The 26,500-nt window shown below is 67.0% G+C and carries 20 protein-coding genes; 9 read left to right on the top strand and 11 right to left on the bottom strand.

Annotated elements, in window-relative coordinates:
- Positions 1 to 434: 434 nt before the first annotated feature.
- On the bottom strand, positions 435 to 2,153 hold the full coding sequence (locus tag QMZ26_RS16135) for a thiamine pyrophosphate-dependent enzyme (protein WP_283222043.1): 1,719 nt from the start codon (positions 2,151 to 2,153) through the stop codon (positions 435 to 437).
- Positions 2,154 to 2,269: 116 nt separating this feature from the next.
- Here QMZ26_RS16135 and QMZ26_RS16140 point away from each other — a divergent pair, with 116 nt between their 5' ends.
- Both QMZ26_RS16140 and QMZ26_RS16145 read left to right on the top strand, forming a co-directional pair.
- Complete coding sequence (locus QMZ26_RS16140) at positions 2,270 to 2,557, top strand: hypothetical protein (protein WP_200734489.1); 288 nt, start codon at positions 2,270 to 2,272, stop codon at positions 2,555 to 2,557.
- Between the two features lie 17 nt (positions 2,558 to 2,574).
- Positions 2,575 to 2,886 carry a hypothetical protein gene (locus tag QMZ26_RS16145; protein ID WP_283222044.1) on the top strand — a complete coding sequence of 104 codons (312 nt, stop codon included), beginning with the start codon at positions 2,575 to 2,577 and terminating at the stop codon, positions 2,884 to 2,886.
- 9 nt (positions 2,887 to 2,895) lie between these two features.
- Here QMZ26_RS16145 and QMZ26_RS16150 read toward each other — a convergent pair whose 3' ends face one another.
- Together QMZ26_RS16150 and QMZ26_RS16155 are read right to left on the bottom strand one after the other, a co-directional pair.
- Complete coding sequence (locus QMZ26_RS16150) at positions 2,896 to 3,753, bottom strand: SH3 domain-containing protein (protein ID WP_283222045.1); 858 nt, start codon at positions 3,751 to 3,753, stop codon at positions 2,896 to 2,898.
- A 36-nt stretch (positions 3,754 to 3,789) separates the two neighbouring features.
- Positions 3,790 to 4,266, bottom strand: a complete 477-nt coding sequence (locus QMZ26_RS16155; RefSeq protein WP_079222925.1) for a DUF3574 domain-containing protein — start codon at positions 4,264 to 4,266, stop codon at positions 3,790 to 3,792.
- A 242-nt stretch (positions 4,267 to 4,508) separates the two neighbouring features.
- On the opposite strand from QMZ26_RS16155, the gene QMZ26_RS16160 reads away from it, so the two are divergent.
- From QMZ26_RS16160 to otsA, 4 genes are all read left to right on the top strand, one after another.
- The gene (locus QMZ26_RS16160; RefSeq protein WP_283222046.1) at positions 4,509 to 6,941 is read left to right on the top strand and encodes a TonB-dependent receptor; all 2,433 of its coding nucleotides are present in this window, start codon (positions 4,509 to 4,511) and stop codon (positions 6,939 to 6,941) included.
- An 819-nt stretch (positions 6,942 to 7,760) separates the two neighbouring features.
- Entirely contained in the window at positions 7,761 to 8,519 is a 759-nt protein-coding gene (gene otsB / locus QMZ26_RS16165) for a trehalose-phosphatase (RefSeq protein ID WP_283222047.1), read from the top strand.
- Between the two features lie 39 nt (positions 8,520 to 8,558).
- Complete coding sequence (locus QMZ26_RS16170; RefSeq protein WP_283222048.1) at positions 8,559 to 10,340, top strand: glycoside hydrolase family 15 protein; 1,782 nt, start codon at positions 8,559 to 8,561, stop codon at positions 10,338 to 10,340.
- A complete protein-coding gene (gene otsA, locus QMZ26_RS16175) occupies positions 10,337 to 11,701 on the top strand; it encodes an alpha,alpha-trehalose-phosphate synthase (UDP-forming) (RefSeq protein ID WP_283222049.1) in 1,365 nt (454 codons plus the stop codon). The genes QMZ26_RS16170 and otsA overlap by 4 nt, the downstream gene beginning before the upstream one ends.
- 73 nt (positions 11,702 to 11,774) lie before the next feature.
- On the opposite strand, the gene QMZ26_RS16180 is transcribed toward otsA, so the two are convergent.
- The 3 genes from QMZ26_RS16180 to rluD form a co-directional block, all read right to left on the bottom strand.
- Positions 11,775 to 12,161, bottom strand: coding sequence for a thiol-disulfide oxidoreductase DCC family protein (locus QMZ26_RS16180; RefSeq protein ID WP_345782685.1), 387 nt, complete (start codon positions 12,159 to 12,161; stop codon positions 11,775 to 11,777).
- A 71-nt stretch (positions 12,162 to 12,232) separates the two neighbouring features.
- On the bottom strand, positions 12,233 to 13,000 hold the full coding sequence (gene pgeF / locus QMZ26_RS16185) for a peptidoglycan editing factor PgeF (RefSeq protein ID WP_283222051.1): 768 nt from the start codon (positions 12,998 to 13,000) through the stop codon (positions 12,233 to 12,235).
- Complete coding sequence (gene rluD / locus QMZ26_RS16190) at positions 13,000 to 13,989, bottom strand: 23S rRNA pseudouridine(1911/1915/1917) synthase RluD (protein ID WP_200732144.1); 990 nt, start codon at positions 13,987 to 13,989, stop codon at positions 13,000 to 13,002. Before rluD ends, pgeF begins: the two co-directional genes overlap by 1 nt.
- Before the next feature lie 113 nt (positions 13,990 to 14,102).
- Here rluD and QMZ26_RS16195 point away from each other — a divergent pair, with 113 nt between their 5' ends.
- Positions 14,103 to 14,990, top strand: coding sequence for an outer membrane protein assembly factor BamD (locus QMZ26_RS16195; protein WP_079222932.1), 888 nt, complete (start codon positions 14,103 to 14,105; stop codon positions 14,988 to 14,990).
- A 212-nt stretch (positions 14,991 to 15,202) separates the two neighbouring features.
- Here QMZ26_RS16195 and QMZ26_RS16200 read toward each other — a convergent pair whose 3' ends face one another.
- The 4 genes from QMZ26_RS16200 to sucC form a co-directional block, all read right to left on the bottom strand.
- Complete coding sequence (locus QMZ26_RS16200; RefSeq protein WP_079222933.1) at positions 15,203 to 16,837, bottom strand: NAD+ synthase; 1,635 nt, start codon at positions 16,835 to 16,837, stop codon at positions 15,203 to 15,205.
- A gap of 94 nt (positions 16,838 to 16,931) precedes the next feature.
- Positions 16,932 to 18,845 carry an acyltransferase family protein gene (locus QMZ26_RS16205; RefSeq protein ID WP_283222052.1) on the bottom strand — a complete coding sequence of 638 codons (1,914 nt, stop codon included), beginning with the start codon at positions 18,843 to 18,845 and terminating at the stop codon, positions 16,932 to 16,934.
- 69 nt (positions 18,846 to 18,914) lie between these two features.
- Entirely contained in the window at positions 18,915 to 19,790 is an 876-nt protein-coding gene (sucD, locus tag QMZ26_RS16210; RefSeq protein WP_108760494.1) for a succinate--CoA ligase subunit alpha, read from the bottom strand.
- A gap of 21 nt (positions 19,791 to 19,811) precedes the next feature.
- Positions 19,812 to 20,981, bottom strand: coding sequence for an ADP-forming succinate--CoA ligase subunit beta (gene sucC, locus QMZ26_RS16215; RefSeq protein WP_079222939.1), 1,170 nt, complete (start codon positions 20,979 to 20,981; stop codon positions 19,812 to 19,814).
- A gap of 434 nt (positions 20,982 to 21,415) precedes the next feature.
- On the opposite strand from sucC, the gene QMZ26_RS16220 reads away from it, so the two are divergent.
- Both QMZ26_RS16220 and QMZ26_RS16225 read left to right on the top strand, forming a co-directional pair.
- Complete coding sequence (locus QMZ26_RS16220; RefSeq protein ID WP_200732142.1) at positions 21,416 to 23,029, top strand: ATP-binding protein; 1,614 nt, start codon at positions 21,416 to 21,418, stop codon at positions 23,027 to 23,029.
- A 55-nt stretch (positions 23,030 to 23,084) separates the two neighbouring features.
- Positions 23,085 to 24,458 (top strand): sigma-54 dependent transcriptional regulator, encoded by a 1,374-nt coding sequence (locus QMZ26_RS16225; RefSeq protein WP_079222941.1) that lies wholly within the window; start codon positions 23,085 to 23,087, stop codon positions 24,456 to 24,458.
- Between the two features lie 87 nt (positions 24,459 to 24,545).
- Here QMZ26_RS16225 and pilB read toward each other — a convergent pair whose 3' ends face one another.
- Positions 24,546 to 26,276: a type IV-A pilus assembly ATPase PilB gene (pilB, locus tag QMZ26_RS16230; RefSeq protein WP_079222942.1), complete on the bottom strand. Its 1,731-nt coding sequence runs from the start codon at positions 26,274 to 26,276 to the stop codon at positions 24,546 to 24,548.
- Positions 26,277 to 26,500 lie beyond the last annotated feature (224 nt).

Consider the following 26,500-nt stretch of genomic DNA (forward strand, 5'->3'; position numbering starts at 1 on the left):
CGCTGGGTTGTCTGGGTTTGGGCGGGGCGGCGTGACCGCGCGGGGGACGCCGTAAACCCATCCTTGGGGGCTTGGCCGCGGCATCCATGCCGCGGACACCCCCGCGCCACCCACCCGCCCGGCCCCTGACAATTTCCTGCGCGCGCCGGCCACGGAAGAGAATCAAAAGATCAGAAGCAGGCTCTCGTTGTAGAGCCGAACCCATGCTCGGCTGCTGTACGCGAGAGTCATGAGCCGAGCATGGCTCGGCGCTACGGAAGATCACTCCGATCATTCTTTCGATATCCACGCATGGCGTGGATCTACCGTGCCGACCAACGGTCGGCACCTACCAGGCGCGCCAACCTACGGACAGCAGGCTTTTGACGTTGAGGTTGCCGGCCAGCGGCCGGCACTACCGCAGGTGCAGGGCGCAGCCCTGCATCGACCACCCCCTACTTTTTCAGGAAGTTGTCCACCAGCAGGTGCTTCACATCGTCGAAGCGGCCGTTCAACACCGCCTTGGCCGCATACAACGCCGTACCCGCCACCTGCTTGGCTTCGATCTGCGGCGGCATCACCAGCTCCGCGCGGCTGGTATGCACATCCAGCAATGCCGGTCCGCGCTGGGCCAGGAAATCCAGTACCGCTTCCTCCAGATCCTCGCTGCGGGTCACCGTGCGGCCGTGGAAACCGATCACCTCGGCCAGGCGACCAAAATCGGGATTCTTCAGGTCGGTGTAGTTGTCCAGCAGGCCCTCCACCTTCTGCTCCAGCTCGACGAAATTCAGCGAGCCGTTGTTGAACACCACCACCTTGATCGGCAGGTTCTCCTGCACGGCGGTCAGCAGGTCACCCAGCAGCATCGCCAGGCCACCATCGCCGGACAGCGAAATCACCTGCCGGCCGGGGAAGGCCTTCTGCAGGCCGAGCGCCTGCGGCATCGCATTGGCCATCGTGCCGTGCAGCAGGCTGGTCAGCGTGCGGCGGCGGCCGTTCACCCGGATATGGCGCAGCACCCAGACCATCGGCGAGCCCCCGTCGGCGGTGAACAGGGCATCGTCGCTGGCGTGCTTCGACAGCAATGCGGTCAGGTGCTGCGGGTGGATCAGTTCGCCTTCGCCGGGCTGTTCTTCCTGTTCGCGCTTCTGCAGCGCCTTGTCCCGGTGCGTGATGCACTCGTCCAGGAAGGTGCTGTCCTCGCGCGGCGGCAGCATTGGCAGCAGCGCGTCCAGCGTCGGTGCGATATCGCCGACCACGCCCAGGTTGACCGGGTGGCGGCGGCCGAGGTGGCTGCCATCGCGGTCGATCTGGATGATGGTCGCCTTGTCCGGGTAGAACTGGCCCCAGGCGAAGTCAGCGCCCAGCAGCAGCAGCGTGTCGCACTCCATCAGCGTGTGGAAGCCCGATTCGATGCCGAAGATGCCGGTCATGCCCATGTTGTAAGGATTGTCCGGTTCGACGAAATCCTTGGCGCGCGAGGTGTGCGCAACCGGCGCCTGCAGACGCCGGGCAAGTTCAAGCAACTGCGCGTGCGCGCCCTGGCAACCGGCGCCGGCGTAGATGCCGGTGCGCTTGCCCTGCCCCAGCAGCTCGGCGATGTGCAGCAGCTCCGCATCGGAGGGGCGAAGTACGGGCTGGGCGTAATGCACCGAGAACGGCACATCGTGCTTCACCTCCACCTCGCTGATATCCGCCGGCAGGATCACCACTGCCACGCCGCGGCGGCTGATCGCCGCCTGGCAGGCCAGCGCCACCACGCGTCGCGCCTGCTCGGGGCTGTGCACCTGCTCGCAGAACACCGTGCAACTTCCATAGACCGCCTTGAAATCCACTTCCTGCGGGAATTCCATACCCAGTTCGCTGGTGACGATCTGGCTGGCGATCAGCACCATCGGCGCGCGGTTGCGGTTGCTTTCGAAGATGCCGTTGATGAAGTGCAGGCCACCGGGCCCGCAGGAACCGGCGCAGGCGGTCAGCTGTCCGCTCACCAGCGAATCAGCGCCGGCAGCGAAGGCGGCCACTTCTTCGTGGCGCACGTGCACCCATTCGATATCGCTGCGATGCATCGCATCGGTCACGTGGTTCAAGGTATCGCCCACAATGCCGTAGCAGCGGCGGACGCCGGCCTGCTGAAGTGTGTCGATGACGATTTCTGCAACGCGCTTGCTCATGGGGGCACAGCCGGGGTTCGGGGGAAACCCGAGGCTAGACCCGGCCAAGTGATGCCACTGTGGGCATTGTGCAGGCTGATCCGATACATTGACGGCAGATTCCCCGGCCTGCCCCCATGCAGCTCATCCTGCACCGCGCTGAATCGCGCGACACCCTGAACTACCACGAACTGCAGTGGCTGCAGGGGCTCGACGCCACCCTGCATCCGCATCTGGCAACACTGCGTGCGCAGCCGCGCGGCAGCCTCGAGGGCACCACGCTCGCAACCGCGATGGACGAACTGCTGCAGTGCCTGGCCACCGTCCCCGGTGACGACGTGCAGCGCAGGGGCGGCCTGCGCCTGCTGCTGGTGTTTGCCGCCGCCCACCGCAATGGCCAGGCCGTGGCCTGGCAGACCCGCTGACCCGTACAGGAACTGACGTGGCCTTCGACCTCTACCTCGACAACGGGCGCGACCCGGAACAGCGTGCCTGGATTGCGCCGCACGAGGAAGCCATCCTCAGTTCCGATGCGCAGCGCTACCCGCAGCTGTGCCGGCTCGCGCGTGAGTTCTACGCGCAGCCCTCCATCTCGCCCGGGCAGTCACAGGCACTGGTGCAGGAAATCATCGGCCGCATGCTGGAGGAACCGCAGGGCGCAGACTCCCCGCTGGCCGAGGTGGCGCTGCGTCTGCTGGTGCTGTTCGACCAGGCATATCGCCAGAGCAGCACCATCCGCTGCGTCGGTGATTGAGCGCCAGTTTCAATCGTTGACGTTGACCCAGCCCTCGATCGCGCCGCGCTTCGGGTTGCGATAGCGCAGCTTCATCCAGCCATCCTGCTCATCCAGCATCTCGACCCGGTCGCCCTGCAGCAGATAGCGCTTGGTGCTTGCAGCACCCGGGCGATCAAACAGGAACAGGCGCGCGGTCAGCACCGTGGCCTGCTGGCCGCGCAGCGGTGCATTGGCGGCCGGTGCACTCAGGCCATCGGCGATGGCGCTTTCCAGCACGCGGCCGGACGCATCATGGGTGCGCCAGACCGCCAGCGGGCCGTTTTCCTCGGTCCGGTCCGGCTGCAACGTGTTGTTCAGTGTGTCGCCCAGGCGCAGCACGTCCTCCGAGCGGTACAGATAGAGCGTGCTGCCATCGAAGCGGTATTGATCGGTGTACCACATCGGCCCGCCGCGGCAGCTGCTGGTCAGCGTGCGCGTGGCGGCATCAACGGTGAGGCCCATCAGGCCGCCGCAGTTGTCACGGCCATGGGTCCGGGCCTGCAGCGCGCGGAAACCGCCGCTGGCCGGATCGTAGCGATACACCGCCACCGCTTCGTTGACCATGCCCACCGACGCCCGCGCAACCAGCTCCGGGCGCCCATCGAAATCGACATCCTCGGCAGACAGGCGGGAATTGCCGTCGACATCGGGGGCCCCCGGCAGACTCTGCCGCTTGCCCTCGGGCAGTACCTGCACGGCAATGCTGCCGCCCTCCGTCACCTCAGCCTGCACGCGGACGCCGGGCGCCGCCTCGAAGCGCAGCGGTGCATTGCTTTCAGCGGCATGCGCCAGCGGCATCATCAGGCCCGCCAGCAGCAGGCCCATCACGGTGTCCCTGTGTCTCATCGTCGTTCCCTGCGGCGCCACGACGGCGCCTCCAGGTCAGAACGATACGTCAACTGCCTGCCGCGACCACAGCACCGACTGGTGCTTGGTCTGCTGCTTCCACGCCAGGCGGATCGCTTCGATGTCGGCACGACGCTGCGGGCTGTCTTCATGCAGCACCACCAGCACCTTGGTGCGCAGGCGGTTGGGTGAGGTATCACCGCGGAACAGCCACTGGCCGTAGGCATCGAACACCGTCAGGCCATCGGGGAAGCGCGGGGTCACTTCCTTGTCCAGGAAGGCGCGCCACTGCGCCTCGCTGATGGTGTCGGCCTGCGGCCGGTTGCCCGCGCCCTGCTCCTCACCCACGCCGAAGTACAGCTCGCTGCGCACCCAGCCCTGGCCGTTGGACGGCCGCGCGGCGTCGCCCTGCATCTCGGCGGTGGTGGCATAGGCGCTGGGCGCCTTCGAGGACAGGCTGGCGCAGCCGCTGGTCGCCAGCAGCACGGCAAAGATCAGGCCAAGGTGTTTCATGGGGGACAGCACTCCGGGGAAGGGGGAAAGCACGACGAAGGGGCACGGAGGGTACACCTGCGTTTCGGTTGCGGTTGCAACCAATCACTCATGCCACAGGGGCATCAGCTGATGCGATTGGAAGCGGGGCTTGCGTCACACCCCCTCCTCACGCCAAGATAATATATCGCTTCATCCGGATGGATGTAAGTGAAACGTTCTCTCCCCCGCCCCTTCCCCACGTCGTTGTTGCTGGAGTCCGCATGTCCCCCCGCCTGTCCGCGTCGCCGCTTGGCCTCGCCATCGCGCTCGCCCTGTCCCCCGCCCTCGCCTCTGCCCAGGATGCGGCCACCAACCTGGACACGGTGATCGTCACCGGCACCCGCGCCGCCGACCGCACCGTGCTCGAATCCACCTCGCCGGTGGACGTGCTGACCGCCGAGGACATCCGCAAGGCCGGCGTGGTCAACGGCGAGCTGGGCAGTGCGCTGCAGGCCCTGCTGCCGTCGTTCAACTTCCCGCGCCAGTCCAACTCCGGCGGCGCTGACCACGTGCGCGCCGCGCAGCTGCGTGGCCTGTCGCCGGACCAGGTGCTGGTGCTGGTGAACGGCAAGCGCCGCCACCACACCGCACTGGTCAACACGGACAGCAAGATCGGCAAGGGCACCACGCCGGTCGATTTCAACTCGATCCCGGTCAGCGCCATCAAGCGCATCGAAGTGCTGCGTGACGGCGCCGGCGCCCTGTACGGCTCCGATGCCGTGGCCGGCGTGATCAACGTGATCCTGGACAACGGTGGCGACGGCGGCGAGATCGAAGCCAGCTACGGCGCCAACCACACCGACCTCAAGCCGATCGGCCGCACCCTCACCGATGGCCAGGCCGGCAACATCAGCGCCAAGGTCGGCACGTCGCTGGGCGAGGATGGCGGCTTCCTGCGCGTAGGCCTGGAATACAAGAAGCGCAACGCCACCAACCGCGCCGGCTACGACCTGATCCCGCCGTGGGACCAGACCGAGGCCAACCTGGCGCTGCAGGGCAAGCGCAACTACGTGCTCGGCGATGGCGCCAGCAAGGACATCAACCTGTGGCTGAACACCGAGATTCCGGTGGGCAAGACCGCAACCTTCTATGCCTTCGGCACCTTCAACCAGCGCGACACCGAAGGCGCGAACTACTTCCGCTACCCCGACGGCGATGCCAACTGGAAGGAGGTCTACCCGAACGGCTACCGCCCGATTTCCGAAGGTGAGAACCGCGACGTGCAGGCCGTGGCCGGCGTGCGTGGCCAGTGGGGCGAGTGGAGCTATGACGGCAGCGTGGATTACGGCCAGAACGACTTCACCTACCGCCTGCGCGATTCAATCAATGCCTCGCTGGGCCCGACCAGCCCGACCCGCTTCAAGACCGCCGACTACCAGTACGCGCAGACCGTGGGCAACCTCGACCTGAGCCGCGTGTTCTCGCAGAGCGACAGCATCACCCACACCCTGGGCCTGGGCGCGGAAGTGCGCCACGAGCGCTACCAGACCCGTCCGGGTGATCCGTCCAGCTATGCGGCCGGCCCGTACACCGATCGCCCGACCGGCTCGCAGGCCGGTGGCGGCCTGACCCCGCAGGATGCCGCTTCGCTGGCGCGCGACGTGGCCAGTGCCTATGCCAGCCTGTCCAGCCAGTTCGGCGACCACTTCTCCACTGATCTGGCCGCGCGCTACGAGCACAGCGACGATTTCGGCGGCGAACTGACCGGCAAGCTCGGCCTGCGCTACGAGTTCACCCCGGCCTTCGCCCTGCGCGGTGCCATCTCCAACAACTTCCGCGCGCCGTCGCTGGCACAGATCGGCTACGAATCCACGTCCACCGGCTACAACGCCGCTGGCCAGCTGGTGCAGGGCCGGCTGCTGTCGGTCAACAACCCGATCGCCCGCGGCCTCGGCGCGCAGGACCTGAAGCCGGAGAAGTCGCTGAACACCTCGCTGGGCTTCACCAGCCGCATCGGTGAGCACTTCGACCTGTCGCTGGACTTCTTCCAGATCGACATCGACGACCGCATCGCGCTGTCGGAAAGCATCACCGGCGATGCGCTGACCGACTTCGTGGCCGCCAACTACGGCGTCACCGGCCTGCAGTGTGCCAGCTTCTTCGTCAACGCCGCCGATACCCGCACCCGTGGCGCCGAGCTGGTGACCAACTGGCGCCAGGCACTGGGCGATGGCCAGCTGCTGCTGACCGGCACCTATGCCTATACCAAGACCACGCTGAAGAACGTGCTGGCCACCCCGGCCCAGCTGCAGGCGCTGGACGCGGATTACGTGCTGTTCGGCATCGAGGAAACCAACACGCTGACCGACGCGACCCCGCGCACCCGTGCCAGCTTCTCGGCCGCCTGGAGCAACGACCACTGGTCGCTGAGCAGCCGCGTGAACCGCTACGGCAGCGCCACCCGCGTGTTCAATTTCGGCGATGGCTACATTCCGCGCCAGACCTACCAGGCCGAGTGGCAGCTGGATGCGGAGGTGGAATACCGCTTCAACAAGCAGTGGAGCGTGGCCATCGGCGGGCAGAACCTGACGGACAACTACCCGGACAAGTCCAACGACGATATCTACTACTACGGCAACCTGCCGTATGACGTGCTGTCGCCGATCGGCAGCAACGGCGCGTACTACTACGGCCGCGTGCGTTACACGTTCTGACCGCTTCTGGTGGGTGCGGACCGTTGGTCCGCACTGCCCTTCGGTGCCGACCAACGGTCGGCGCCTACCAATCTTCATTTCTTCTGGTGGGTGCGGACCGTTGGTCCGCACTGCCCTTCGTGCCGACCAACGGTCGGCACCCACCGGTCTTCATTTCTTCTGGTGGGTGCGGACCGTTGGTCCGCACTGCCCTTCGGTGCCGACCAACGGTCGGCACCTACCGGTCTTCATTTTTTCTGGTGGGTGCGGACCGTTGGTCCGCACTGCCCTTCGTGCCGACCAACGGTCGGCACCCACCGGTCTTCATTTTTTCTGGTGGGTGCGGACCGTTGGTCCGCACTGCCCTTCGTGCCGACCAACGGTCGGCACCTACCGGTCTTCATTTCTTCTGGTGGGTGCGGACCGTTGGTCCGCACTGCCCTTCGGTGCCGACCAACGGTCGGCACCTACCGATCTTCATTTCTTCTGGTGGGTGCGGACCGTTGGTCCGCACTGCCCTTCGTGCCGACCAACGGTCGGCTCCCACCGATCTTCATTTCTTCTGGTGGGTGCGGACCGTTGGTCCGCACTGCCCTTCGTGCCGACCAACGGTCGGCACCCACCGGTCTTCATTTCTTCTGGTGGGTGCGGACCGTTGGTCCGCACTGCCCTTCGGTGCCGACCAACGGTCGGCACCTACCGGTCTTCATTTTTTCTGGTGGGTGCGGACCGTTGGTCCGCACTGCCCTTCGTGCCGACCAACGGTCGGCACCTACCGGTCAGGCAGTTGTCGCCCCGCCTCGACCTGCCCTACACGCCGCCGCTGGCAAGCTGGTCGGCATGGCTGAACCGCTCCCCCTGCGTCCGCCACCGCCATTGCTGGACGACGCCTGTGCGTTGTTCCTCGATGTCGACGGCACCCTCATAGAATTCGCTGCGCGCCCGGATGCCGTGCAGCTCCTGCCGGATGTGCGTGAAGCCATCGGCCGTATCAGTGATCGCCTCGAAGGCGCTGTCGCCCTCGTCAGTGGTCGCCCACTGGAACAGCTGGACCAGCTGTTCGCCCCCCTGCAGCTGCCCGCCGCCGGCCTGCACGGCCACGAACTGCGTGGCGAGGACGGGCGCGTGCTGCGTGAAGAACAGGACGATGACACCGCCGATTGGCTGCATGCCCTGCACCAGCAGGCGATGCGTTTCGCCCACGGCTATCCCGGCGTGCTGGTGGAGGAAAAGGGTGCCGGCCTGGCCCTGCACTGGCGTGGCGCACCGCATGCCGCCAGTGATGTACGCACCTTCGCCGAACGCCATGCCCGCGGCCGGCCAAGCTATCGGCTGCAGCCCGGTGACCACGTGATTGAATTCGTTCCCGTCGGCACCGACAAGGGCCGCGCCGTGCGCCGCCTGATGCAGTACCTGCCGTTCCGTGGCCGCCTGCCGGTGTTCCTGGGCGATGACCTCACCGATGAGTTCGGCTTCGAGGCCGCCAACGGACAGCATGGCTGGAGCGTGCTGATCGGCGAACGTGAACCCAGCGCGGCGGTGTTCGCGCTGCCTGACATACGCAGCGTGCACGCCTGGCTGCGTGAGAATGCGTATTGACCCGGCCACCCCACGGCCGCAACCGAGATGTACCGCGTGATGACCCATCCCGATCTTGATCTGGGCGTGGTCGGCAACGGCAGCTTCGGCGCCCTGGTCGACAAACATGCCCGCGTTGTCTGGAGCTGCCTGCCCACCTTCGACGGCGACCCTACGTTCTGCGCCCTGCTGGGGCCCAACCAGCAGACCGGCGGCGATTTCGCCATCGAGCTGGAGGACTTCGCCAGCAGCGAGCAGGAATACCTGACCAACACCGCGATCCTGCGCACCGTGCTGCACGACAGCCACGGCGGTTCGCTGGAAATCCTCGACTTCGCCCCACGCTGGCGGCAGAACGACCGCTTCTACCGTCCGGTCAGCCTGATCCGCCAGGTGCGGCCGCTCACCGGCAGCCCGCGCATCACCGTGCTGGCGCGCCCGCTGGCCGACTGGGGCGCCCGCGTGCCCGAATCGACCTGGGGCAGCAACCACGTGCGCTGGATCCTGCCCGAACACGTGCTGCGCCTGACCACCGACGTGCCCGTGCGCATGGTGCGCGAAGGCCTGCCGTTCGTGCTCAACCACCCCATCCACCTGATCCTGGGCGTGGATGAATCGCTCAACCGCTCCATCAGCGGCTACGTGCAGGAAGCCTTCCAGCGCACCCGCGATTACTGGCGCGAATGGGTGCGCTATCTGTCCATTCCGCTGGAGTGGCAGGACGCGGTCATCCGCAGCGCGATAACCCTCAAGCTGTGCCAGTACGAGGACAGCGGCGCGATCATCGCCGCGATGACCACCTCCATTCCCGAAGCGCCCGGCAGCGTGCGCAACTGGGATTACCGCTACTGCTGGCTGCGCGATGCGGCGTTCGTGGTGCGTGCGTTGAACCGCCTCGGCGCCACCCGCACGATGGAACAGTTCCTCGGCTACATCTTCAACCTGGCCACCACCGACGGCACCCTGCAGCCGCTGTACGGCATCGGCTTCGAGGCCAAGCTGGACGAGGATGAAGTGCCCAGCCTGTCCGGCTACCGCGGCATGGGCCCGGTGCGCCGCGGCAACCTGGCCTGGGTGCAGCGCCAGCACGATGTCTATGGCAGCGTGGTGCTGGCATCCACCCAGCTGTTCTTCGACCGCCGCCTGCAGGACCCGGGCGATGCGCACACCTTCGCGCGGCTGGAGCCGCTGGGCGAGCAGGCCTTCGCCCTGCATGACGTGCCCGATGCCGGCCTGTGGGAGTTCCGCGGCCGCACCGAAGTGCATACCTACACCAGCGCGATGTGCTGGGCCGCCTGCGACCGCCTGTGCAAGATCGCCGTGCGCCTCAAGCGCGACGACCGCGCGAACTACTGGCGCGAGCGCGCCGACACCATCCACGCCCGCATCATGGAAAAGGCGTGGAGCGAGGAGCTTGGCCACTTCACCGACACCTTCGACGGCCACCGCCTGGATGCTTCGCTGCTGCTGCTGGCCGACATCGGTTTCATCGATGCACTGGACGCCCGCTTCGTCGCCACCGTCGAGGCGATCGGCCGTGACCTCAAGCACGGCAATTCGCTGTACCGCTACGTGGCCCCGGATGATTTCGGCGAACCGGAAACCAGCTTCACCATCTGCACGTTCTGGTACATCGACGCGCTGGCGGCGATCGGCCGCATGGACGAAGCGCGCGAGATGTTCGAGCTGCTGCTGAATCAGCGCAACCACCTGGGCCTGCTCTCCGAAGACCTGGCCTTCGATGGTGGCGAAGCGTGGGGCAACTTCCCGCAGACCTATTCGCACGTCGGCCTGATCACCGCCGCCATGCGCCTGTCGCGTTCCTGGCAGGAGGCGTCGTGAGTCGTCTGGTCGTAGTGTCCAACCGGGTGGCCGTACCCGGTGAAAGCCGCGCTGGCGGGCTGGCCGTGGGCCTGCTTGCGGCACTGAAGGAACGCGGCGGCATGTGGTTCGGCTGGAGCGGGAAGAACGCGAAGGATGCCAGCGGCACGCTGCACCAGCAGAAGGACGGTGACATCGAGTACGTCACCATGGACCTGGCCAAGCGCGATGTGGATGGCTACTACAACGGCTTTTCCAACCGCACGCTGTGGCCGCTGCTGCACTTCCGCCTGGACCTGGTCGACTATGACCGCGGCACCCGCGAGACCTACCACAAGGTCAATGCGCTGTTCGCCGACAAGCTCGCGCCGCTGCTGCGCGAAGACGACATCGTCTGGATCCACGACTATCACCTGATCCCGCTGGGCGCGATGCTGCGCGAGCGCGGCATCGGCTGCAGGATCGGCTTCTTCCTGCATATCCCGATGCCGTCGGCCGACCTGCTGCAGGCCATGCCCGACCACCTGCGGCTGTTCTCCTCGCTCTATGCCTACGACCTGGTCGGCTTCCAGACCCAGCGCGACGCCGACCGCTTCCAGACCTACCTGCGCCTGTTCGGCGGTGGCCGCGTACTGGACGATGGCCGGCTGGAAGCCCCCGGTGGGCGCCGCTTCCGCGCGGCAGCCTTCCCGATCGGCATCGATACCGACCTCATCGCCCGCCAGGCGGCAACGGCAGCGACCAAGCCCTCGGTGAAGAACCTGCGCAGCAGCCTGCGCGACCGCCAGCTGGCCATCGGCGTGGACCGCCTGGACTATTCCAAGGGCCTGCCCGAGCGCTTCCAGGGCTTCGAACGCTACTTGGAGCGCCACCCCGACCAGCGCGGCTCGCTGACCTACCTGCAGATCGCCCCGGTCTCACGGGGCGATGTCACCGAGTACCGGCAGCTGCGCAGCCAGCTGGAGCAGATTGCCGGGCACATCAACGGCGGCCACGCCGAGCCCGACTGGACCCCGCTGCGCTACGTCAACCAGAACTTCACCCACGCCACGCTGACCGGCTTCTACCGTGCCGCAGCCGTGGGCCTGGTGACCCCGCTGCGCGATGGCATGAACCTGGTAGCCAAGGAGTACGTGGCCTCGCAGGACCCGGGTGATCCCGGCGTACTGGTGCTGTCACTGCTGGCCGGTGCCGCTGACGAACTGAAGCAGGCGTTGCTGGTGAACCCGCACGACCTGGACGGCGTGGCCGATGCCATCGCCACCGCGGCGACGATGTCGCTGCGCCGGCGCCAGGAACGCTGGCACGCGATGATGGACCACCTGCGCACGTACGACATCAACCACTGGCGCCGCAGCTACCTGGAAGCCCTGGAAGGGTAATGGGCCCGCCGGGCGTGGCCCGGCGCTACCTTGGCCCGCGCACGTCGTAGCGCCTGGCCACGCCCGGCGGCGGTCAATCCAGGAACCGCGCGGCCTGTTCCGGACCCGGCAGGTAACAGGCGTCGTGCCGGCCGAACCAGCGGTAGCGGTTGCGCGCCAGCGCGCGATAGGCCACGTCGCGCCAACCACGTGGCAGCAGGCGCAGCACGCCGGCCACGCGCCACAGGCCGCCCAGCCCCGTCAGCACGCGCAGGATCGCGTCGGTATCGGTCCAGGCGCCCTGCGCGTCCACCAGCAGGAAGGACAGCGGGTCGTTCGGGTCCAGGCCATGGGCGCGCAGCAGGGCGCTGCCCTGTGCACCCTGCATCGCCGCGAAGCGGTAGCGCCCGTGCCGGTCAAACCGCAGCAGGAAACGCACCCAGCGGCTGCACAGCGCGCAGACACCGTCGAAGACGATCACTGCCGCCTGGTTGGGGTCGGATCCCTTTTCGCCAGAAAAGGGCTCTGACCCCACAGGACCGCCAGCCGGCTTCATTCCATCCACACCAGGGTCGCCATGCGCCCCGTACGGCGGTCGCGACGGTGCGAATACAGGTCCGGGTCGGCCATGGTCGAGACCGTGCCGCCATGGATGCTGGCCGCATCCAGCCCGGCGGCCTGCAGGCGCTGCCGGGCCAGGGCGAACAGGTCCACTTTCCAGTGCCCGGCGCGGGTAGCGACGAAGGCGGCTTCCGCGCCCGGATCGTGGCCAACGAAGGCGTGGTAGACCTCTTCACCGATTTCATAGTCCTGCGGGCCAGCTGCCGGGCCCAGCCAGGCACGCAGCTGCGCCGGCGGGGTGTTCATGGCAGCCACGGTGTCTTCCAGCATGCCGTCGGCCAGCCCACGCCAGCCGGCATGCGCCGCCGCCACCTCGCTGCCATCGGCGGCGGCGAACACCACCGGCAGGCAGTCAGCGGTGAGGATGGCCAGCACCACGCCCGGCACCGAGGTCACCGCGGCGTCGGCCACCGGCTCGCTGGCACCGGCCACCGGTGCCGCGTCGAAACGCAGCACGGTGGTGCCATGCACCTGGCGCAGCCAGTGCGGTGCCGATGGCAGGGCCAGGCCCTGCTGCAGCAGCTGCCGGTTGTGCTCGACGTTGGCCGGGGTATCACCGTCGGCCGCGTGCCGATTGCCCAGGTTGAACTGCGCGAACGGCGCCGGCGAGATGCCCGCGCCATGCCGGCGGGTGGTCAGCGCGCGGACGCCCGCAGGCGCCGGCCAGTCGGCCTGCAGCAGCGGCAGCGTGGCGTCCATCACCAGCGGTCCCGCTCGCGCTCGGCAAAGGCCGCGCTGTCTTCACGCAGCACCTTCATCAGGTGCAGCATGTCCGCCGGCACCGGTGCGGTATTGCGCACCTGCTCGCCGGTGATCGGGTGCACGAACTCCAGGGTTTCCGCGTGCAGGGCCTGGCGCTTGAAGCCGCGCAGGGCCGCGATCAGCTCATCGCTGGCGCCCTTGGGCAGCTTCAGCGCGCCGCCGTACAGCGGGTCACCCACGATCGGGTGGCGGATGTGCGCCATGTGCACGCGGATCTGGTGGGTGCGGCCGGTTTCCAGGCGGCATTCCAGCGCGGTGTGCGCACGGAAGCGCTCGCGCAGGCGGTAATGGGTGATCGCTTCCTTGCCGTCCTCGCGCACGCCCATCTTCAGGCGGTCGCGCGGGTGGCGGTCGATCGGGGCATCGGCGGTACCGCCGGCCACCAGGGCGCCCATCACGATGGCCAGGTACTGGCGGTGCACGTCACGCGCGGCCAGCTGCTCGACCAGCGCGGTCTGCGCTTCCAGGGTGCGCGCCACCACCATCACGCCGCTGGTGTCCTTGTCCAGGCGGTGCACGATGCCCGCGCGCGGCAGCACCGCCACCGACGGGTCGCGGTACAGCAGGGCGTTGACCAGGGTGCCGCTGTGGTTGCCGGCGCCCGGGTGGACCACCAGGCCCACCGGCTTGTTGATCACCAGCAGGTGCTCGTCCTCGAACAGCACGTCCAGCGGGATGTCCTCCGGCTGGGCGTCGGTCTGGGTGTCCAGCACCACGTTCAGGGTGACGGCCTCGCCGCCGCGCAGCGGGTCGCGCGGGCGGGCCTGGGCGCCGTCCAGCAGCACATTGCCGGATTTGATCCACTCGGTCAGGCGCGAGCGCGAGTATTCGGGGAACAGCTCGGCCACGACCGCGTCGAAACGGCGGCCGGCGGAGGTGTCGGGGACGATGGCCTGGCGGGCCGATTCGGAGGATTGTTCAGACATGGCAGGGGGGTATCTTCGAAATTTTGGGGTCCGGCCGACCGGTTTCAGTCGCTGGACAGGACACTAGGCTATCATCGACCCTTCGTATTCCAGACGCGTCCCGCCTTGACCCCATGATCCGACGCTCCTCCATGCTCTCCGCGCCCGTCCGCCTCACCGCCCTGCTGCTGGTGCTGGTCATCGCCGCCACCGGTTGCCATCGCGGCGCCAAGAAGGGTGATCGCCCCGATGAAGGAACGCCGGTCGAACAACTGTACGACAAGAGTCACTCGCTGATGCAGGGCGGCAACTGGAGCGGCGCCGAAGCCAGCTTCCGTCGCCTGGTGGCGCAGTACCCGTATGGCCCGTACACCGAGCAGGCGATGATCGAAACCGCCTACGCCCAGTACAAGGCCGGCAAGCACGATGACGCCGTGTCCAGCATCGACCGCTTCATCCGTACCTACCCGACCCACCGCAACATCGCCTACCTGTACTACCTGCGCGGCCTGGCCAACTCCAACCGCAATACGGTTTTCCTGCGCCGCGTATGGTCCCTGGATCCGAGCCGCCGCGATCTGTCCACGCCGCACCAGGCGTATTCGGACTTCAACATCGTGGTCGACCGCTACCCGAACAGCCGCTATGCCGCCGATGCGCGCCAGCGCATGATCGAGCTGCGTGACGTGTTCGCCCAGCACGAGCTGGACAACGCCCTGTATTACCTGCGTCGCGAGGCCTATGTCTCGGCCGCCGGCCGCGCCAACTACCTGCTGGAAACCTACCCGCAGAGCGCCTTCCAGTACGACGCCGTGGCGGTGCTGGGCGAGGCCTACACCCACCTGGGCAACAAGACCCTGGCCGACGACGCCCGTCGCGTGCTGACGCTGAACCAGCCGCAGCACCCGTGGCTGGAAGGCAACTGGCCGAAGTACCCGTGGATGATCCGCAAGCTGAACCCGTTCGCCGGCGAGAAGTCGGCCAGCACCGGCCAGCGCAACGCGCGGCTGGAAAAGAAATAAAGGAAAGGGCCCCGCAAGGGGCCCTCTTCTTTTGTAGAGTCGAGCCGTGCTCGACTGCTTCTGGCTTCAAGCCGAGCATGGGCTCGGCTCTACAGTAGATCCACGCCATGCGTGGATGGCCCTGTAGATCCACGCCATGCGTGGATGGCCCTGTAGATCCACGCCATGCGTGGATGGCCCGGCAGCGCCGGGCCATGCCCGGCGACCGCCGATCAGCTCTTGTAGCCGTTGCTGATCGGGTACCGGCGCTCGCGGCCGAACGCCCGGCGCGAAACCTTCGGGCCCGGTGCCGCCTGGTGCCGCTTCCACTCGCTGATGCGCACCAGACGCAGCACGCGGTCCACCACGGCCGCGTCGTAGCCTGCCGCCACGATCTCCGTGCGCGACTGCTCCTGGTCCACGTAGCGGTACAGGATGCCGTCCAGCACGTCATAGGCCGGCAGCGAATCCTGGTCCAGCTGGTTGTCGCGCAGCTCGGCCGACGGCGGGCGGCTGATCACCGCCGGCGGGATCACCGGCGCGCCGCCCACGGTGTTGCGCCACTTGGACAGGCCGAACACCTCCGTCTTGTACAGGTCCTTCAGCGGCGCGTAGCCGCCGCACATGTCACCGTAGATGGTGGCGTAACCGACCGCATACTCGCTCTTGTTGCCGGTGGTCAGCAGCAGGCCGCCGAACTTGTTGGCCAGCGCCATCAGGATCACGCCACGGCTGCGCGACTGCAGGTTCTCCTCGGTCACGTCCGGCGTGGTGCCCTCGAACATCGGCGCCAGCGACTCCATCAGGCCCTTGAAGGCCGGCTCGATGGAGACCGCCTCCAGCTTCACGCCCAGTGCCTGGCACTGCTCGGCCGCCAGGTCGTTGGACAGGCCAGCGGTATAGCGCGACGGCAGGCGCACGGCGGTGACGTTCTCCGCTCCCATCGCGTCGACCGCCAGGGCCAGCACCAGGGCCGAATCGATGCCGCCGGACAGGCCCAGCCACACCTTCTTGAAGCCGTTCTTGCCACAGTAGTCCTGGATGCCGCGGGTCACTGCGCGCCATGCCAGCGCATCCATGCTCTCGTCGCCATCGTCCATCCACACATGCGGCAGGAAGCGGCGGGTTTCGCCGTCGTAGTCCACCACCAGCCACTGGTCGACAAAGGCGGCGGCCGCCGGATGCACCGTGCCGTCGCCATCGGCCACCACGGAGGCGCCGTCAAACACCAGCGCATCCTGGCCACCGACCACGTTGAGGTAGGCAATCGCTGCACCGCTCTCGCGGGTGCGCGCGGCCAGCACGGCGTCACGCTGGGCGTGCTTTCCCCGCTCGTACGGCGAAGCGTTGGGGACCACCACCAGCTGCGCGCCCTCGCGCACCGTGTCGGCCAGCGGCTCGGCGAACCACAGGTCCTCGCAGATCAGCAGGCCGACCGGCACGCCGTTCACGTCGAACACGCAGCTGCCGCCGTCCGGATCCACGTCGAAGTAACGGCGCTCGTCGAACACCGCATAGTTGGGCAGCTCGCGCTTGCGGTAGGTGCGCTCGACCAGGCCGTCGCGCAGCACGCTGGCGGCGTTGTAGACCACCGCACCGGCGGCCTGCGGCCAGCCGACCACGGCCGTGATGCCACGGCAGGCAGCAGCGATGCGGCCCATGGCCTGTTCGCACTCGTACAGGAAGCCCGGGCGCAGCAGCAGGTCTTCCGGCGGATAGCCGCTGACCGCGAGCTCGGGGAACATCACCAGCTCGGCGCCGTACTCCTCGCGCGCCTGGCCGATCATCTCGATGATGCGCTCGGTGTTGCCGGCGACATCGCCGACCGGGAAATCGAACTGCGCCATCGCGATGCGGATCGAAGCCATGGGAATCCAGCCTGTGGTTGCAATGCGGCCATTGTAGCGCCGCCTGCCTGACGGGCACCGCCTCACCCTGCCCTGCGGCCCCCGGTGGACGGTCCTATTTCCCGGCAGGATGCCCTGTCGCCGCATCCAGGGCATCGCCCAGCGCCGGCGCCAGTGAAAGTACATAGGCGGCGTTGAGATGCTGGCCATCCCGGTAGTGCATCACCCCGCCCTGCTCCGCGCGGCACAGGCCATCAGGGCAGACCAGATCGGCAACCTCGATCAACCGGGCGTTGGGCTGCGTTGCCACCGCCGCGCCGATCCTCGACGTCACTTCGTCCGGGCGGACATCAGCCAGCGCCGCGCTGCAGGAATCATCGGCCGCCGTCGCCGCCGTGTTCATCGAAAAGACCGACTGGATGCATTGCGAAGCATTGAACGGCAGCAACGGTGTCGGCGCCAGCACCAGCACCTGGTCCGCCGTGGATGCCACTCGCGCAAGCAGGCGGCTGCCGCCCTGTTCCCATTCCTGCGGCGAGAAGCCATACGCCGCGGACGAGCCCAACAGCAGCAGATCGGCGGGATGTGCGTGCAGGTACTCCACCAGACCGTCGCGCCACTGCTCGCACTCCACATAACGCCGCTTGATGGGCGCGTAGACGAAGGACTGATCGACCATCGGGCAGGATGATTTGGTGATGACCGTCAGGTCCCAGCCGCGCGCGACGGCAATCGCGGACAGCGCCGTGGACCACTGCGCCGCGACGCTGTCGCCAGCCAGGATGACCCGTGGCCGGCCGGGTTCCGCCTGGCTGACGAGCCTGCAGGGCACCACGCGCGAAGCGGAGTAGAACTCATCACAGGAGGGATCGGAATACAGTGCCGGAAGGGCCACGGTACGCAACACCGCAGGTTGCTTCGCGCTGAGCTCGATCTTCGCGATCTGCCACGAGCTCCAATGGGCGGTACCGGCAAAAACCGCAGCAGTCGTAAGAAATACGGCAACCCATGCCCGCCCATCACCAATGGGTCGGCGCAGTACCGGCGTTTCGATGCATCGCCAGCTCAACCAGGCCAGGGGAATGCTGGCAATCGCGGCGCCCGCGCGAATTGCCGGCGATGTGCCCAGGCACGCAACAGCCAGCGTAATCGCCGGCCAATGCCAGAGGTACAGGCTGTAGGAAATGCGACCGAACCAGCGCAGCGGCCGTGCCTGCAGCAGCACATCCCTGCCCCCGAGCAGCAGCAACGACGCGCCCAGCGTCGGCAGCAGGGCCCAGGCCCCCGGGTAGCTGATCCACTCAGGCACGAAGAAGACGGCCGATACCGCCAGCAGAGCCGCGCCGAGCACGTGGAAGAGGACCGTGAATCGCGCCAGCCCATGCCGTGCAGCAAAGGTCAGCTGTACGGCTGCGCCGGCAGCCAACTGCCACAGGCGGAAAGGCATCTGGTAATAGGCAGACACCGACGCGTACTCAGCGGCAACCACTGCCGCAGCAAAACCGGCGAAGACAAGCAGCCAGCAGCCCACGACCAGGGCGTTCCTGCCCCGCCAGCGCCAGAGCAGCAGCACCACGGCAGGCCAGATCAGATAGAACTGTTCTTCTACTCCCAGTGACCAGGTGTGCAGCAGCAGGCTGGTATCGGCCCCTTCACTGAAGTAGCCGAACGATGCATTGGAGAAGAAGACGTTGGAGGCCCACAAGGCGGCCCAGCCAAGACTGTCCAGCTGCAGCTGCCAGGCGGACATCGGCAGCAGGTGCACCGTGCATGCCGCGACCACCAGCAGCAGGACCGCCAACGGCGCCAGCAGGCGGCGCGCGCGTCGTGCGTAGAAGGCCATCAGGCTGATATCGCCGGTGTCCGCCCGCTCCTGTGCCAGGCGCCCGGTGATGAGATAGCCGGAAATGACGAAGAAGACATCGACGCCGATGTACCCGCCTGCGAACCCCGGAACGCCCGCGTGTGCCAGCACCACCAGCAGCACGGCGACGCCGCGCAGACCCTCGATTTCCTTTCGAAATTCCACGCAGTTGCTCCTGTCCAAAAAGAAGGCCCGCACGGATGCGGGCCTTCAATCAACACATGGGCGGGTCGCTTACTTGACCAGCTTGGCGATGGCAGCGCCCAGGTCGCCCGGCGAGCGGACGGTGACAACACCGGCAGCTTCCATTGCGGCGAACTTGCCTTCTGCAGTGCCCTTGCCGCCCGAGGCGATCGCACCGGCGTGGCCCATGCGCTTGCCGGCCGGAGCCGACGCACCGGCGATGAAACCGACGACCGGCTTCTTCACGTGGTTCTTGATGTACTCGGCACCGGCTTCTTCAGCGTCGCCGCCGATTTCGCCGACCATGATGATGCCTTCGGTCTGCGGGTCTTCGTTGAACAGCTTCAGGCAGTCGACGAAGTTCAGGCCGTTGATCGGGTCACCACCGATGCCGATGCAGGTGGACTGGCCCAGGCCGACTTCGGTGGTCTGCTTGACCGCTTCATAGGTCAGGGTGCCCGAACGCGACACGATGCCGATCTTGCCCGGCTTGTGGATGTGGCCCGGCATGATGCCGATCTTGCACTCACCCGGGGTGATGACGCCCGGGCAGTTCGGCCCGATCAGCACGGTGTCCGGGTGGGCACGGGTCAGCACGTTCTTGACGCGCAGCATGTCCAGCACCGGGATGCCTTCGGTGATGCAGACGATGACCGAGATGCCGGCAGCAGCGGCTTCCAGGATCGCGTCAGCCGCATACGGCGGCGGCACGTAGATGACCGAAGCGTTGGCGCCGGTGCTCTGCACGGCGTCGGCAACGGTGTTGAAGACCGGCAGGTCGATATGGGTGGTGCCACCCTTGCCCGGGGTCACGCCGCCGACGACCTGGGTGCCGTACTCGATCATCTGAGTGGCGTGGAAGGTGCCTTGCTGGCCGGTGAAGCCCTGCACGATCACCTTGGTGTTCTTGTTGATCAAAACAGACATTGGAATTCCTTGGTGTCGGTATCAGGCGGCGTTCTTGACAGCTTCAACGATCTTCTTGGCGCCATCGTTGATGTTGTCAGCCGGGATGATGGCCATGCCGCTGTCACGCAGCAGCTGCTTGCCTTCTTCCACGTTGGTGCCTTCCAGGCGCACCACGACCGGAACCTTGACGCCCACTTCCTTCACGGCGGCAATGATGCCTTCGGCAATCATGTCGCAGCGGACGATGCCGCCGAAGATGTTGACGAAGATGCCTTCGACCTTGTCCGAGGACAGGATCAGCTTGAAGGCTTCGATGACACGCTGCTTGTTCGCACCGCCGCCCACGTCCAGGAAGTTCGCCGGCTCGCCGCCGTTGAGCTTGATGACGTCCATGGTGGCCATGGCCAGGCCGGCGCCGTTCACCATGCAGCCGATGTTGCCGTCCATGGTGACGTAGTTGATGTCCAGCTCCGAAGCGATCACTTCGGTCGGATCTTCCTGGGTCTTGTCGCGCATGGCGACCAGGGCCTTCTGGCGGAAGGCGGCGTTGTCGTCGCTGTCGAACTTGCCGTCCAGCGCGTACAGGTTGCCGTCGTCCAGGATGGCCAGCGGGTTGATTTCAACCAAGGCCAGGTCCTTTTCGTTGAACAGGCGGTACAGGTTCACCATGATGCTGGCGAACTGGCCGGCCTGCTTGGCGGTCAGGCCCAGCTTGAAGCCGAAATCACGGCCGTGGTAACCCTGCACGCCTTCGACGAAGTCGACGTTCAGCGAGTGGATCAGCTCCGGGGTTTCAGCAGCGACCTGCTCGATCTCCACGCCGCCTTCCGAAGAAGCGATGTAGGTGATGGTCTTGGTGCCACGGTCAACCAGCACCGACAGGTACAGTTCCTTGACGATCTCGCCGGCGGTGGTCACCAGCACCAGGTTGACCGGCAGTTCGACGCCTGCGGTCTGGTAGGTGGCCATCTTGGTGCCGAGCATCTTGGCCGCAGCGGCCTTCACGTCGTCAGTGGTCTTGCAGAACTTGACGCCGCCAGCCTTGCCGCGGCCGCCAGCGTGGATCTGCGCCTTGACCATCCAGGGGCCCTGGCCCAGGGAGTTGGCAGCTTCGACTGCTTCGTCCGGGGTCGCCGCGACCTTGCCGGCCGGGACCGGGATGCCGTACTCGGCAAGCAGCTGTTTTGACTGGTATTCGTGGAAATTCATGCGTCACCGTGGGAATAGGAACGACCGCACGCAATTCCTCAGGGGCCCCGGCGGGGCGCCGGCATGGACCGCGGCGGGCCCACTATTGTGGCCGAGCCAGCGCCGGGGCGCAAAGAACCCGGGACGAACGGCCAGACCCGGCCAGATTTCCACGTTCATTCAGGCAGTTGCGCCGCCCCGGGGGCGGCCCGCCCGGGCCCGGTGTGGGCCGATTGCGCAGGAAACCGCTTCCACCGGCCTATACTTGGGCCGTAGAGTCGAGCTTGCTCGACTGATGCTTGGAGCAGTCGAGCAAGCTCGACTCTACAGAGAACGACAGTCGAGCAAGCTCGACTCTACCCCGCCGCGGGTCCGACGATCGGGGGAACGTCGGGTACGCTGCAGCACCAACGCCGTCACAACCAGATCCAGGCAGCCAGAAGGGGAGTTCCGGCGTGTCACCCAGCGCTTCATTGATCGACCGCATCGAATCGATTCCCCGGCGCGAGCTGTACTTCTTCGCGCTGTACCGCGTGCTGATCGCTTCGGTCATCGCCGCGCTGCTGTACAGCCCGCTGTCCATGCTCGTCGGCGAAGCGCACCACCCCCGCCTGGCCTACCTGGTCGGGGCCACCTACCTGGTCCTGTCCCTGCTGCTCCTGCTGGTCGGCCGCAGCGAGCGTTGGCTGCTGCCGATCGTGGTCACCGGCGTGCTGCTGGACATCGTCGCGGCCAGCCTGCTGGCCCACGCCCTGCCCGGTGCCAGCGCCGGCATCTCCATGTCGCTGCTGTTCAACATCGCCGCGGCGGCCACCCTGCTGCCCCTCAGCTGGGGCCTGGCGCTGGCCCTGGCCGCCAGCGCCGCCACCGCCGCCGAGTACCTGTGGAAGGTGGTGGAGGGCGGCGACCCCACCCGTACCCTGGCCGAACTGGCCATGTTCGCCACCAGCTACCTGGCCTTGGCCTTCATCAGTTACCAGGTGGGCAGCCGCGCCCGCCGCAACCAGCAGCTGGCCAACCAGCGCGGCGATGAAGTGGCCAACCTGTTCCAGATCAACGAGCTGATCATCCGCCGCATGCGCACCGGGGTGATCGTCGTCGATGGCGACAACCGGATCACCCTGGCCAACGAGGCCGCCTCCCTGCTGCTGGGTGACAACGACGGCGTGGGCGAGACCGGCCAGCTGGACCTGGCCAGCATCGCGCCCGAACTGGCCCGGCGCCTGAACCGCTGGCGCAACGGCTGGACCCAGGACGAACTGCCGCTGCAGCTCAACCCGGACCAGCCCGAGGTGCAGCCGCGCTTTGCCCGCCTGCTGGCCGGCAGCGAGCTGGCCCTGGTCTTCCTGGACGACTCCAGCGTGGTCTCGCGCCGCGCCGAATCGCTCACCCTTTCGGCGATGGGCCGCTTCTCGGCCAGCCTGGCGCACGAGATCCGCAACCCGCTGGCAGCCATCAACTACGCCGTGCAGCTGCTGGAGGAAGGCACCGGTTTCAATGAAAGCGACCGCCGCCTGCTGCAGATCATCCACCAGCAGTGCCAGCGCACCAACGGCATCGTGGAAAGCGTGCTGGGCCTGGCCCGGCGCGAGCGCGCCACGCCCGAGAACGTCGACCTGGCCGCCTTCGTGCGCCGCTTCGTGCTGGAGTACAAGCAGGGCCAGACCCTGGAAACGGACAGCATCGAGCCGATCATCAACGACACCTCGGTCCCGGCCCTGGTCGATACCCGCCACCTGTACCAGGTGCTGACCGTGCTGGTGCACAACGCGCTGAAGTACGGCCGCGTGGGCGAGCAGCCGGCGCGCGTGCGCCTGCGCGTGGCCCAGCACGAGCGCAGCGCGGTGATCGATGTGATGGACCGTGGTCCCGGCATTCCCGAGGCCGTGGCCGCGCAGCTGTTCCGCCCGTTCTTCACCACCTCCGAACACGGCACCGGCCTGGGCCTGTACATCGCCCGCGAGCTGTGCCGCGCCAACCAGGCACGGCTGGACTACATCCCCGTGCCGGCGGGTGGTTCCTGTTTCCGCCTGGTCCTGCCCGGCCCGCATGCATTGATTCCGCAGTGATCCGCCGCGTCAAACATTTGTCGCTTCCAGCCCCCGTCGTTTATCTTCCCTGCCCATGAACGAAACCCGCAGCGCCCTCGTCGTCGACGATGAACGCGACATCCGCGAACTGCTGGTGCTGACCCTTGGCCGCATGGGCCTGCGCATCAGCACCGCCGCCAACCTCGCCGAAGCCCGCGAACTGCTGGCCAGCAACCCCTACGACCTGTGCATCACCGACATGCGGCTGCCCGACGGCAACGGCATCGAACTGGTGAGCGAGATCGCCCACCACTACCCACGTACGCCGGTGGCGATGATCACCGCCTTCGGCAGCATGGACCTGGCCGTGGAAGCGCTGAAAGCCGGCGCCTTCGACTTCGTCAGCAAGCCGGTGGACATCAGCGTCCTGCGGGGCCTGGTCAAGCACGCCCTGGAACTCAACAACAGCGAGCGGCCGGTCGCCGCGGCGGCCACCGAACAGGCCGCGCGCCTGCTCGGCAGTTCGCCGGCGATGGACGTGCTGCGCACCACCATCGGCAAGGTTGCCCGCAGCCAGGCGCCGGTCTACATCCTGGGCGAATCCGGGGTGGGCAAGGAGCTGGTCGCGCGCACCATCCATGCGCAGGGCGCACGCGCCTCGGGCCCTTTCATTCCGGTCAACTGCGGCGCCATCCCCACCGAGCTGATGGAAAGCGAGTTCTTCGGCCACCGCAAGGGCAGCTTCACCGGTGCCCACGCCGACAAGCCCGGCCTGTTCCAGGCGGCACACGGCGGCACCCTGTTCCTGGATGAAGTGGCCGAGCTGCCCCTGCAGATGCAGGTCAAGCTGCTGCGCGCCATCCAGGAAAAATCGGTGCGTGCACTGGGTGCGGCCAACGAGGAACCGGTGGACGTGCGCATTCTTTCGGCCACCCACAAGGACCTGGCCGAACTGGTCGAGGACGGGCGCTTCCGCCATGACCTCTACTACCGCATCAACGTCATCGAACTGAAGGTGCCGCCGCTGCGCGAGCGCCGCCAGGACCTGCCGGACCTGGCCGGTTCGATCCTGGCCCGGCTGGCCCGCAGCCACGGCCGTGCCACTCCGCTGCTGGCGCCCTCGGCGCTGGACGCGCTGTCCCACTACGGCTTCCCGGGCAATGTGCGCGAACTGGAGAACATCCTCGAGCGCGCCCTGGCCCTGGCCGAGGAAGACCGTATCGGTGCCGATGACCTGCGCCTGCCGCAGCACGCCCCGCGCGCCGCCGGAGGCCCTGCCGCGCCCGAGGCCGTGGTCGACCTGCAGCCTGGCAGTGCCGCCCTGCCCTCCTACATCGAGCAGCTAGAGCGCAGCGCCATCCAGCGTGCGCTGGAAGAGAACCGCTGGAACAAGACGCGCACCGCCGCGCAGCTGGGCATCACCTTCCGGGCGCTGCGCTACAAGCTGAAGAAGCTCGGGATGGAGTAGAGCCGAGCCCACGCTCGGCTGCTTCGGCGGCTGCGCCGCCGCCCGAGCATGGGCTCGGGCGCTACAACCCCAATGCCTCGGCGCTGATCAATCCTTGGTGACGCGGTTGATCTCGGCCAGGCTGGTCACGCCCGCTGCGGCCTTCTTCAGCGCGGACTGGCGCAGGTCGTTCACCTTGATCGCCTGCGCTGCCTCTGCGATCTGCAAGGCATTGCCACCGGCCAGGATGATCGTCGAGATCTCGTCGGTCATCGGCATCACCTGGTAGATACCGGTACGGCCCTTGTAGCCCTCGGTGCACTCATCGCAGCCCACCGCTTCGTACAGCTCGATGCCCGCATCCAGCTGCTCCTGGGTGAAGCCCTCGGCCAGCAGCGCGTGCGCCGGCAGGGTGGACGGACGCTTGCAGTTGCTGCACAGGCGGCGCGCCAGGCGCTGGGCGATCACCAGGGTGACCGAACTGGTGATGTTGTACGGCGCGATGCCCATGTTCATCAGGCGCGCGATGGTCTGCGGCGCGTCGTTGGTATGCAGGGTGGACAGCACCATGTGGCCGGTCTGCGCGGCCTTGATCGCGATCTCGGCCGTTTCCAGGTCGCGGATTTCGCCGACCATGATGATGTCCGGATCCTGTCGCAGGAACGAGCGCAGCGCGGCGGCGAAGGTCATGCCGCGCTTGTTGTTCTGCTGCACCTGGTTGACGCCGGGCAGGCGGATTTCCACCGGATCTTCGGCGGTGGAGATGTTGCGGGTCTCGTCGTTGAGGATGCCCAGCGCGGTATACAGCGACACCGTCTTGCCCGAACCGGTCGGGCCGGTCACCAGGACCATGCCGTAGGGCTTGTGGATCGCCTCCAGGAACAGCTTCTGCTGCTCCGGCTCGTAACCCAGCTTGTCGATGCCCAGCTTGGCCGCGCTGCCATCCAGGATACGCAGCACCACCTTTTCGCCGAACAGGGTCGGCAGCGTGCTGACGCGGAAGTCGATCTGCTTGGTCTTGGACAGGTTCAGCTTGATGCGTCCGTCCTGCGGCACGCGCTTCTCGGCGATGTCCAGCTGCGCCATCACCTTCAGGCGCGCGGCGATGCGCTGGTTCAACTTCACCGGCGCGCGCGCGACCATCTTCAGCAGGCCGTCGATGCGCAGGCGCACGCGGTAGTCATCTTCGTAGGGTTCGAAGTGGATGTCCGAAGCGCCCTTGCGGATCGCATCGACCAGCACCTTGTTGACGAACTTGACCACCGGGGTGTCGTCGCCCTTGGCGTCGATGCCACTGTCGCTGCTGCCAGCGAGATCCTCGTCGCCACCGCTGACGTCGAGGTTGGCCATGCCCTCGTCATCGCCACCGAGCGCGTCGGACATGGTGTCATGCTTGGCCTGCCACTGCTCCAGCGTGCGGCGGATCTGGTCCTCGTCGATGAGGATCGGCTCGACCACCAGGTTGGTGTGGAACTTGATCTCATCCAGCGAATGGGTCGGGTTGCTGGTGCCGACGAACAGGCGGCCACCGCGTTTGAACAGCGGCAGCACGTTGTGCTTGCGCAGCAGCTCCTCGCTGACCAGCGCAATGGCGTTCTGGCTGCTGTCGAACGTGGACACATCGAACAGCGGCATGCCGAATTCGACCGAATTGGCGGCGGCCAGCTGCGCGGCGCCCACGACCTTGTTCTGCGCGAACCAGGTCGGGAGGGGCAGGCGTGCGGCGGTAGCCTTGGCCATCGCATCGCGGGCAGCAGCTTCATCCAGCGCGCCATCCTGGACCAGGCGGCGCGCCAGGCCGGTGATGCCGACGAGATTGGCGGTGGTTACGGCGTTCATTGAAATCCTTGGCTCGTGGGGCGGGCAATGCCGTGGCTCGTTCACGAGGCCACGTCACGGGGTCCCAGGACATGCCACGGCCACTGACCGCCCTCCTGCGTCCAGCCTGGCAGGCACAATCCTGACTCCCCGGGTGATGATAGCTCTCCCGGTGCCCGGCCAACACAGCAGCGGTGAACATCCCCCATTCCGGGCCTGCGGACTGGAACGGCCAGCACCCCATT

This window comes from Stenotrophomonas sp. PFBMAA-4 (assembly GCF_030053215.1).
Lineage (GTDB): Bacteria > Pseudomonadota > Gammaproteobacteria > Xanthomonadales > Xanthomonadaceae > Stenotrophomonas.